This is a genomic window from Thioalkalivibrio sp. ALE11, from assembly GCF_000381205.1.
Lineage (GTDB): Bacteria > Pseudomonadota > Gammaproteobacteria > Ectothiorhodospirales > Ectothiorhodospiraceae > Thioalkalivibrio.
The window spans coordinates 1-9,988 of record NZ_KB906196.1 but is presented as its reverse complement, the minus strand read 5'-3'; the positions used below and the strand labels follow the sequence as shown (position 1 = coordinate 9,988).

Sequence of the window (9,988 nt, the reverse complement as noted above, 5' to 3'; positions counted from 1 at the left end):
GAAAGAGCAATATAACCAAGGTTGGCTGCTGGAGCGCCATGGGTTCCGGTCGCCGGCGCAGGTCCGTGCCGACTACCTTGAAACTATGCCGGTGGCGGCATGATCATGCTTACGGAGTGTCCAGGCATCCGGGTGCGGTACACCGACCGCCGCACCCATGCAGCGGAAAATAAATCTGTCCCCGTTATTCCGATGACAAGGATCATTCCAGCACCCGCGTGACCATCTCCGCGAAATCCTGCGCAGCTTCTTCCCGTAGGAACTTGGATTGCACCATCTCTCGGTTCCAAGCGGTTACCTGCGGTGACTGGGCACCAGTCTTATTCATTGTTTCGAGCACGCCTTGTAACTGCGCCACGTTACCCGGAACCAAGAGGCGGACACCCTGAAATTGTCTCATGATATCGGCCGCCACGCCCTCGAGAGGAACCGCAAATACTACAGGCCGACCTATACTGACATACTCAAAGAATTTACTCGGAACTGCGGACGAAAATTCCGCCCCGATCTGCCCGTACAGGCAATCTGCATCAGCATAAATTGGCAGCACCGAACTCCACGGCAAGGCACCGGTCATAATTACATTATCAAACCCCCTCGACGAAACGGAGCCATGAATGCGATCAAAATCCGAACCGTAACCAACCAGCGTTATACGAAATGCGGGATTCCCCCCAATCGCATCCAAAAGGGTATCCAACCCTTGCGCGATCCCGATATTCCCGACATAGACGACATGAAATGGCGTATCAGCGGATCTGCGCTTGGCCTGTAACGCTCCCAGTGCATCAAAACGCGCACGGGAAAGTCCGTTACGAACTACGACAGGCGCAGGAAACGATCCCCATCCCAACTTTCGCGCCTCAAGCTCATTCGTCACAGAAACGGCTTGTGCCCGGCGCAGAAGCGCTCGGGTCAACCTTTTTAAAAGCCACCCCACCCACCTTCGAGAGCCCGGAAATTGCAGGAGGTACTCCCATACGAGATCCCTCAAATCTACAACGACTGGCAACCGCCGGCACATTGGGATACCAAGAATCAGGAATACAGAAGGGACCGAAACCACTATCACATCGGGCTTGCAATACATTGCCTTACGCAACAGGCGCATAGCGAGAAAGCCCTCCCCAAACGCCCGCCGGACCAGTCGAGTGCGAACGCAACGAGGCGCCTTACAGGTCACAACATGAACGTTATACGGTACGGAGCTGCTCACTTTGGTTATCCCCTCCGCGCCCGGGGCCACCACCGTCACATCCCAGCCGGGTCGTTCGGCGATGCTGCCGGCGAATGCGCTCACTCGGTTGGCCGTGGCGGAACAATCCGGAAACGCGTAGGAGGTTACAAAAACGACATGGGGCACAGGACACTCGCGAAAGATGTCTTAGAGGCGAAATAGCCTACGAACTTTGGAGAACAGTCTGATACAAACTCACCAGCCATGCCTCCTGCTCCTCCCAAGTCAGCACCGCGGCAGCGCGGCCCGCATTGTCGGCATAGCGCGCGCGGAGCGCGGCATCGCCCGCCAGGCGACCAATTGCATCGGCCAGCGCATCCGTGTCATCGGATGGAACCAGCAGCCCGATATCGTGCTCTCGCACAATCTTGCGGATCTCCGGGAAGTTGCTCGCCACCACGGGCAGACCCGCCGCCACGTATTCGAACAGCTTGTTGGAATCAGTCGTCGAGTGGTTCAGGCAGGTATTCTCGATCGCCTGCACCCCGATGTCCGCGGACGCCGTGTAGGACGGCATGTCTTCCAGTGAAACCGTGGGGATGAAACGCACGCGATCTTGCAGCCCCAGGGTCCGCACCTGCTCCTCCAGTTGGGGCGCCATGCGCCCGCCACCGATGAAGACAAACCAGGCCTCCGGCACCCGGGCCGCCGCATCCACGATGCGATCCAGCCCCCGCCCCGGCTGCAACCCACCTTGGTACAGCACAACCGGCCGTGGCTGATCCAGCCCCAATTCGTCGCGAATGCGGGTACCCCCGGTAACCGTCTGCTTGCGCGGCCGGTTCTGCAGCACCAGCGGTCGGGGCACACCATACGCACGGGCAAAAAACGCCGCCCGGCGATCCGTTGTCGTAATCGTCCCATCCGCGCGTGGCATCACAAAGCGCTCCACCGAAGCCACCAGACGCCGAAAGCTCTGGTAGCCCTCGCGACTGGTACTGATCTCGTGCGCGTCATACACCAGCCGCGCGCGCGACAGGCGCGCAGCCAGCCAGGCCGTAGGAAGCGTATTCACATCGTGTGCATGCACCACGTCCGGGCGCATGCGCACCATCGCGAGTAACAGCCGGACATGAGCGCCCAGGCGTCCTGCAACCAACCCCGCACCGCGCAGCGGACCGACGCGCTGCGCCGGGGCCGCAGCTGCCGCCCCGGAAGGGGTCACTTCGAACGCCCCTCTCTCCTGAGTGTCGGCCCCGCGCGGTGCCTTCCGCTTCCGCCTGCCAAACCCAGTCGGCACCCGAACCACTTGCAGGGCCGGTTCCAGTGTTTCCTGTCGTTCCGTGTATCCGGCCACATGCAGCGCATGCACCGTCACGCTATACCCTTGGGCCGAGAGCGTCTGCGCTTCTTTCAACACCCGCGCGTCGTTCTCGAACGTGTTCCATACCACCATGGCCACACGCAGCAAACGCCCCCGCCCTCCCGAACGGCTCACGCAGACCCCGCGACAAAGGAGAGCAACTCGCGTGCACGATTCTCCCATGTATTTTTCGCAACAAACGCGTACATCGTCTCCGGATCCGGCTCTTCCACACAGGCCCGTCGCAGCGCCTCGGCAAACGCATCGACCGAACTCACCGTCTCGGTCGCGGGATAATCCTCAATCTGCGGCATACGGAACGAAACCACCGGAAGACCCAGCGCCAGATACTCGTAGATCTTGATCGGGTCCACCCCATCCGCCAGCCGGCCCATCCGGAAAGGAATCACCGCAGCGCTCCAGCGCGCCGCATAGGTATGGAGCTCCGTCCACGGCTTGGGTCCGAGCAGCGTAACGTTGGCCGGAAGGTCCAGCCCGGACGGCGCGGAATGCCCGATCACCTCGAATTCCAGTTCGGGGCACTGCCGGGCAACCTCCAGAAACGATGACCAGTCAAACCAGGCATCCGAAAGGTGTCCGAAGTACCCCACGACCCCCGGGTCGCGGGCGGGCTCGCGCTGATATTCGACCGGCACAAACCCCGCCTCCACGGCGTTCGGGCTCAGGTGAACCGGCCGCCCCGGAGCCATGGCCTGCATCTTCTCGCACAGCGGCCGGGAAACGCACAGCGTCGCATCGACCGATTCGACCAAACGCCGCTCCGCATGACGCACGTACCAGCGGGCCATCCCGACCCGCGCGAATTCTTCCCAGTCATCCCGGCAGTCATACTGCACCGTCCAGCCCTGCTCTCGAAACAGCGAGACCATCTCCGGCGTTTCCACGCGCGGATAGGAAATCACACAGAGCTTCCGGGCCACCCCGTAATCGGCCGAAGCAATCCGCTCCTGCAAGCCCAGGGTGATATCGGCCGGACTCTGCAGCAGCCCGGGCTCATCACTCGTTGGGATCGGCTCGTCAACACGCCCGCGATGGTAGCTGAACAAAACCGCCGCCCCCTGGCGCAACAGCGCCTGAGCCTGCCGAATCGGCCGATTACCACGAGTGCCCTGGACGTGGGTGGTCCCCGAAAAGATCATCACCACAAAGGGCGCGGACTCCCCTTGCACATGCGCGCACCAATCCCGGAAAGCGCCCTCGACCTCGGCCACTTGCTCCGCACCCGGCTCAGTGGCGCATCGCCTTCGACGCAACTCGCGCCCCAGCCGGAAAAGCTCGACAGGCAGAGCCAGGGCCTTGCGCGGCGATCGCATCGCCCCCACCAGCAAGTTCCCCAGCCGGTACGATGCGCTGTCGTGCAACCGGCGATAATCCCGGCGCAAATCTTCCAGCTCCCGCTGCAGGCGCTGAACATCGTCCTCCGTGCCCATCACCCGCTCCTTACCACACGCGTGAACTGTTCCAGAAAGGCTTCGGGCCCATAGCGCCAACGAAGGTCCTTCCCCAGCGCCTCAATGGCTTCTGCAGACGGCGGGGTTTCAAGCGCGCCTGCAGCCTTCGCCACAGCATCCGGGTTCCAGATGTCCACCCGCTGAATCAGCTCGGAAGCCGGGAATACCTCCCGGAACACCGACAAGTCGTTCGCCAGCAGAGGACACCCGCAGAGCAACGCTTCGGCCGCCGCCATCCCGAAAGACTCGTCACGCGACGTCACCAGCATCGCGCCACCCGACGTCGCACAACGCCGATACAAGCCCGCCAGCGCCGAATTATCTACCCGATCCAGCCAGCGCACGGACCCCGATATCCCCAGTCTGTGCGCGAGATCGAAGAACTCCGCCGCACGTGTATCCGAAGCCCCGTAGCCCCCAACCACCGACATCTCCACATCGCCAAACAGGTCCATCAAAAGGCGCGTGTACACCAGCGCCAGACGCCAATTCTTGTGGCGGTCCAGCTTCCCCACCCAGATAAACTCGCGCGGCCCTGACTCGCTGCCTGGAACCCCCGGCGTGAATACCTCTGTGTTCAGGACATTCGGCACCACCGAAACCGGGGCCCCGGGCACCCGCGAGCACACCAGCTCCGCGGAATAACGGGTCGGCACCATTACGCCGCGAATGCCATTCATCCGAAGGCCATCCAGGTAGGCCAACCCCCTCGGGGTCGTGGTGTGAACGTCGAGAAATACCGCCGGCCGGCGAAAGCCGCCCCCCCTGGCGGGCCCCAGCAACTCTGGAGAGTCCACCACCACGGCCTCCGGGCGCACACGGCGCACCAGGCGGCGCAACGATACATCCGCCCCGAAATACACCTCGGCACCCGGCGGCACCACCGCGCGCAGGCCATTATCCTGCGAGAAAAACACGGCGGCCGCCCCACCCGCGCGAGCCAGCGCCGCCTGACGCAACAGCAACTGCGTGGACACCCCGCCTACAATCCCGTAGCGATAGGCATACACCACCCTCACCGTGGAGCCTCGCCCATCACCCGGTCGCAATGGCTGCGCACATACTCCAGCAACGCCCCCCTTACCGTTCCACTCGCCTGCGGCCACCAGATCACCCGCCAGCCCTGCAGGCGCCAAGCCTCCAGGTGTCGGAGAACACTGGCCGGTGCATCCCGGAGTACCAGAGTAGACGGCCGCGGCGCGCGCTGAACCATCGCCACCAGACGCACCGGATCAGCCTCGACCAGGACGCGCTCGCCCAGCCCGTGCCCGTCCGGAACACTCGCCCCGAAGACCAGCAGATCGGCCCGTGTTCCGGCCTCCGGCAGGCCCGCTGGGTCCACCGCCCCCCTCACCTGCCGCCGTTTTTCCCGCACCAACCGCAGCAACGCAAGCAGTGCCGTCAGGCCACGCCGTCCCGGCGAAGCCAGCCCCTCCACCAGGAGCTGCCCCGCCTGGTACCGAAACGACTCCCGCACCGTCTCAAGCTCGTCTTCCAGCGAGGCAACCTCCTCCTGGAGCACGATCACCAATAACTTGTCATGGTCTTGCGGCACCCGCCCCTCCCGACAAATCCGTTCCCGACCCCCAATGCGCCTCCCGCGTCACCGTCCACAGCCCCTCGGTCGCTCCGGCCAGACGCGGCCCGCGTCCTTGCATACAATCCCAACCCCTCAACCTGGCCGCGCCGGCCAGGCATCTCGATGGTCACGCAGCGCCCGCTTCACAGCCGCACGCCACGACACCCCGTGCCCGCGCCAGGCCAGCGCCTTCCAGAGCAGCGGGGCGCAGTAATGCGCCGCCTCGTCCCAAAAGCGTCCCGTACACCCCGCCGCCCTTGCCCGCCGAAGGTGCCGACGCAAGCGCCAGCGCGACGCGCCCGCCAGGTGATCACACAAAAACGCCCACTCGGGACTGGTGGCCACCACCCTGGCCATACGCTGTTCCCAGATTCGAACACACTCCCGATGCGCCGCACGCACGGCCGGGGCGCGCAACATGCGGGCCAGCCATGGGCGCGCGCGATGCGCCGCAGACACCCCCGAAACATCCGGCTCCAGGCACCAGTGCCGACGCCGAAAATAGTCGAAGCCATACCGGGAATTCAGCCCCGCCCGGTGTCCGGTGACAGTACCCCGCTCCGCCCGCAACACATATTCCGCCGCCGAGCGAACCGCATAGTGATTCACCTGGGCCACCGCACCCATCGGAACCGAAATTGCGCCAGTTCAGAACCACCAGATCGGCATCTGCATGCCGCTCCGCAAGCTCCTGCACGGACCCGTCTCGGTGCAGCACCAGAAACTCGTCCAGATCCAGATCGATCACCCAATCGCTCGCCTGTACCACAGGATGCGCCCAAAGCTGCGCAAACGCCCGGGCCTCCATCGAGCCCTGCACCAGCGGCTCCGACGACACATCCCGCCAGCACACCCAACCCGCCGACTCCAGAGCCTCCAGCAGACGCCCCGAACCATCGGTCAGATCGTTACTGACGGTTACGATGTCATCGATCCCGAGCGACCGATGATAGGCCACCCACTCGACCAGCTACGGCCCCTCGTCCCGCACCTTGGCCGTAAGACAAATGCGCCCCCCCGCCATGGCCTGTTGCTCTCCGCCTCCTCCTCTCGCCCCTCACCCTACATGGTGAGGGCACGAGCCGCATTTGCAGTGAAAGGTGCATCAGCCCTCCCGCCAGACAGAGCAATAGCTTGTCCGTTCCCTCGGCCGCGATGGATTTGCATCTGGACTACCGTTCCAATCCACCTCGAAACATGTGTATCACCGGCGAGCCCTGACATTGTAGGCCGCCCGCAAGATCACCGCCTCGGCCTCTTTCCACGGTAGCCGCCTGCCACGTCGCTTCATCCGGTGCAGAACCGTCAGCGCTTGTTCCCGTGTCAGCAGACCAAACTCGATCACCTCGCCAAGGATCCACAGCGTACCCCGCACCTCGGTCCCTTCCTCCGCCGCAAGAACGCGGAGATTGCCATCGCCGGTCAACAACGGACAGGATTCCTGCCTGGCGAGCGCCAGGGCGAGCCGGTCGTTGAAACCCGGCTCATTGCCGGTTACCGCACCAAGCCTCACCGCATAGTTGACGTACTCCCCGGTGACCACGAGCGTCTTCAGCCCCATATCGAGCAGATACGGGCAGCCCCCTTTGATCTCTTCCTCGTAGAGCACGTCCGGCATCGCAAACTGATACGGGAGCTCGAAGAGCGAATGCAGTATCTCGCCGGCCTCCAGGTCGATGATGATATTGGCGTCACTGATCAGCAGCAGCATCCCGCGGCTCCATGCAGCGTTCGCGATAGAACTGCATCCGCGGGATGCCGAGCAACTCGGCGGCCTTTGCCTCCGAGATCAGCTGTTCGGCCAGGGCTCGATACACCAGCTGTTCAAACAGCTTCGGAGACTCGCTCGCCAGCGGCTCACCCGGCTCGCGCCGATTCCATCCGCGCGATGAGAACAGCCGCATGAGCGACTGGAAGTAAGCGTGCGGAATGATTTCACACTGGAGCGCACGCATTGCCCAGCCCCGCATGGAGAGGCCGTACTCGTGTTTGAGCCGGTGCAACTCCCGCGGCTCCAGGCGATGCCGGCGTTCACCCAGCTCATGGATGACCGCCGCTTGAGGGACCAGAAACGCACCCGCCAGGCGGTCACAGGCCTTTTCTTCGTCAACCCCGTCCGCCACGCGTCCTGCCAAAAGAACGTGGGCCAGCTCGTGAGCGAGCGTGAAGCGCTGGCGATCCCCGGGCCAGGAGGTCGACACCGCAATCACCGGGTACTCCTGTCCATCGGCTGCAACGGCCGTGCCCGTCATGCCGGAGAACGCCTTGTGATCGACGTCGACCGCGAGGACCAGGAAACCCAGGGTTTCGAGCGTATCGGTCAGATCCCCGATCGGATTCAGACCCAGCGACCACGCCCGCCGGACCTCCTCCGCGACCGCCTCGAGCGCCTCCAGATCGGTCACCTGATCGGGCACGCCCTGCGGCACCAAAAACCGCGAAATGGGCGCCTCGGGAAAGGCATTCAGCAACTCGATACGCTTCTCGACCCCCTCCGCCACGCGGATCCGAACCGCCTCCTCCCGCTTCCTGCCAAGGTCGTGGCTCTTGCGGAACTCCACGTCGGTCAGACGTACCGTCGCCGTGCGAAAAAAATACTCCGTACGCACCCCGCAAGCTCCGGCAATCGCGAGCAGCTTCGCGGAATCGGGCGTCACGGCGCCCTTTTCGTACTTCTGAACCGCTGCCTTGGAGACACCCAGACGCTGGCCCAACGCCTCCAGCGTCAGGCCAGCCGCAAGGCGCGCCTGGTGAATGCGTTGCCCCAGCATGGCCGGCTCCCTTCAGTTTACGCGGGGCTACATCTTACACAAAAAGTAAACCCACCTCAGAGCAGGATAGAGGGGCCCACCCCACTCGGTCTGTTCCGCCGAAGGTGAACCGCGGGAACGCATTCGCTCCAGGATTCGCGGAGCCACGAACAGCGCCACCATCCCGAACAGGTCGAGCAGGAACGGGGACACGAGAGGAACGGGAGGAACGGGGACAGATACCTTTTCTGGGAATGCGCGGCTCCTTCTCCCTCAGTGCGCCGACACCCAGTTTTCCACTTGCAACCCCGGCACGCGATCGAACTCCCGCCCATTGTTGGTGACGAGGACAGCGTTGATGGCGCGTGCATGCGCCGCGATAAGGAGATCGTTGGAGCCGATCGGTGTTCCAGCGCGTCCGAGTTCCGCGCGGATGTCGGCATAATGCTCGGCGGCTTCTTCCGGCCAGTCGCAGACTCTCGTGAACGCCAGAAAGCGTTCCACTGCGGCCTCGCTGCGTTTGCGGTGACACGAGCGCCGCACCCCGTACCGCAGTTCGGCCACCACCACAACGGACAGCCCCACATCGCCCACCGGAACATGGCGCAACCGCTCATGCACCTCGGGCGGGCGGCGCTTCATGATGTAGATGCAGATGTTCGTGTCCAGCATGTAGCGCACGGATCACAATGCCTCGCGGTCCTGCGCCACGTGATCCTCGATCGAATCGGGGAAGTCTTCGGGCAGGGTCTCGCCGGGACCGCGAAAATAATCGTCCCAGGACCGGGGTTTGGCGCGCAGGATCAAGGCGTCGCCACTCTTTTCGATCACCACCTCGTCGGCATCAAAGGTAAAACCCTTCGGCAACCGAACGGCCTGGCTGCGACCATTCCGGAACAAGCTTGCGGTGCGTCGTTTCATGACTTGGCCCACCTCGATAGGCATATTCCAACAGCATATGCACACGGAGAACAGGAAGCAAACCGAAAAATTGTGGACAGGTAAACGGGGACAGATCTATTTCCTTTTATTTTTCTCATGCCCGGCGTGATGACGGGCGGCCGGGACGCCGCCGCTCAACGCGTACACCGATGATCTGCTCCACCTCGTCCACGAAGCGCGGGTTGCCGGTGAGCTGGCCGCGCTGGAGGGCCTCGCGCATCAGCGTCAGCTCCTGCTCCGGCACACACTGCTCCACGAACCGGGCGTATCGCGCGCGCCGGTCGGCTTCGCGATGCGCCAGGTTCAGGTAGGCCGGATCCGGATCGATCCAGCATTCCTCCTCGCCCATGCGCTGGCGGTAGCTGGACCAGGCGTAGTCACCGGCCGCTGGCACCATGCACGCCCGCACCGGGTTCAGCTCGATGTAGGTAAGCGTCCAGCGAAATACATTCTTCCTCCCTGGCGGCGCTGGCCGGATGATGGTGCCGAACCCAGTGGGAGAGGAGCGGCATCATGGGATGGCGCCAGCGCAGTCGGAGCGAGTGGCAGGAGTTGGTGTCGGGCTGGGAGCGTAGCGGTCTGACCCAGGAAGTGTACTGTGCCCGGCACGGGATCTCGGTGGGCAGTCTGCAGCGCTGGCGGCGGCTGTTGGATGCGGAAGCGGCGAGGCCGCGGGCGGAAGGGAGCGCCGCGACCGAGTTCGTG

General features: G+C 63.6%; 10 protein-coding genes and 2 pseudogenes. 1 reads left to right on the top strand and 11 read right to left on the bottom strand.

Annotated elements, in window-relative coordinates; translation table 11 throughout:
• Nucleotides 1-202: 202 nt before the first annotated feature.
• From F620_RS15030 to F620_RS0113635, 11 genes and pseudogenes are all read right to left on the bottom strand, one after another.
• Nucleotides 203-1,300 carry a glycosyltransferase gene (locus tag F620_RS15030; RefSeq protein WP_155987048.1) on the bottom strand — a complete coding sequence of 366 codons (1,098 nt, stop codon included), beginning with the start codon at nucleotides 1,298-1,300 and terminating at the stop codon, nucleotides 203-205.
• Nucleotides 1,301-1,400: 100 nt separating this feature from the next.
• Nucleotides 1,401-2,633 (bottom strand): glycosyltransferase family 4 protein, encoded by a 1,233-nt coding sequence (locus tag F620_RS0113675; RefSeq protein WP_081621792.1) that lies wholly within the window; start codon nucleotides 2,631-2,633, stop codon nucleotides 1,401-1,403.
• Nucleotides 2,634-2,671: 38 nt separating this feature from the next.
• Nucleotides 2,672-3,991: a glycosyltransferase gene (locus tag F620_RS0113670; RefSeq protein WP_019571016.1), complete on the bottom strand. Its 1,320-nt coding sequence runs from the start codon at nucleotides 3,989-3,991 to the stop codon at nucleotides 2,672-2,674.
• On the bottom strand, nucleotides 3,991-5,022 hold the full coding sequence (locus F620_RS0113665; protein WP_196802059.1) for a glycosyltransferase family 4 protein: 1,032 nt from the start codon (nucleotides 5,020-5,022) through the stop codon (nucleotides 3,991-3,993). Before F620_RS0113665 ends, F620_RS0113670 begins: the two co-directional genes overlap by 1 nt.
• Nucleotides 5,023-5,027: 5 nt before the next feature.
• Nucleotides 5,028-5,567: a hypothetical protein gene (locus F620_RS0113660; RefSeq protein WP_019571014.1), complete on the bottom strand. Its 540-nt coding sequence runs from the start codon at nucleotides 5,565-5,567 to the stop codon at nucleotides 5,028-5,030.
• A gap of 334 nt (nucleotides 5,568-5,901) precedes the next feature.
• Nucleotides 5,902-6,549: a glycosyltransferase family 2 protein gene (locus F620_RS15025; protein ID WP_196802058.1), complete on the bottom strand. Its 648-nt coding sequence runs from the start codon at nucleotides 6,547-6,549 to the stop codon at nucleotides 5,902-5,904.
• A 246-nt stretch (nucleotides 6,550-6,795) separates the two neighbouring features.
• Entirely contained in the window at nucleotides 6,796-7,302 is a 507-nt protein-coding gene (locus F620_RS0113655) for a PIN domain-containing protein (protein WP_019571013.1), read from the bottom strand.
• Nucleotides 7,283-8,362, bottom strand: coding sequence for an ImmA/IrrE family metallo-endopeptidase (locus F620_RS0113650; protein ID WP_019571012.1), 1,080 nt, complete (start codon nucleotides 8,360-8,362; stop codon nucleotides 7,283-7,285). The genes F620_RS0113655 and F620_RS0113650 overlap by 20 nt, the downstream gene beginning before the upstream one ends.
• 252 nt (nucleotides 8,363-8,614) lie before the next feature.
• A complete protein-coding gene (locus tag F620_RS0113645; protein ID WP_019571011.1) occupies nucleotides 8,615-9,022 on the bottom strand; it encodes a type II toxin-antitoxin system VapC family toxin in 408 nt (135 codons plus the stop codon).
• A gap of 3 nt (nucleotides 9,023-9,025) precedes the next feature.
• Entirely contained in the window at nucleotides 9,026-9,262 is a 237-nt protein-coding gene (locus F620_RS0113640; protein ID WP_026331496.1) for an antitoxin, read from the bottom strand.
• 115 nt (nucleotides 9,263-9,377) lie between these two features.
• A pseudogene (locus F620_RS0113635) lies at nucleotides 9,378-9,710 on the bottom strand (transposase); the annotation flags it as partial.
• A gap of 86 nt (nucleotides 9,711-9,796) precedes the next feature.
• Between F620_RS0113635 and F620_RS15570 the strand changes: the two are divergent.
• Nucleotides 9,797-9,988 (top strand): annotated as a pseudogene (locus tag F620_RS15570) (IS66 family insertion sequence element accessory protein TnpB); the annotation flags it as partial.

Coding starts and splice junctions, on each gene's coding strand:
- F620_RS0113675 (WP_081621792.1), bottom strand. CDS start 2,633: ATGGTGGTATGGAACACGTTCGAGAACGACGCGCGGGTGTTGAAAGAA.
- F620_RS0113670 (WP_019571016.1), bottom strand. CDS start 3,991: ATGGGCACGGAGGACGATGTTCAGCGCCTGCAGCGGGAGCTGGAAGAT.
- F620_RS0113655 (WP_019571013.1), bottom strand. CDS start 7,302: ATGCTGCTGCTGATCAGTGACGCCAATATCATCATCGACCTGGAGGCC.
- F620_RS0113650 (WP_019571012.1), bottom strand. CDS start 8,362: ATGCTGGGGCAACGCATTCACCAGGCGCGCCTTGCGGCTGGCCTGACG.
- F620_RS0113640 (WP_026331496.1), bottom strand. CDS start 9,262: ATGAAACGACGCACCGCAAGCTTGTTCCGGAATGGTCGCAGCCAGGCC.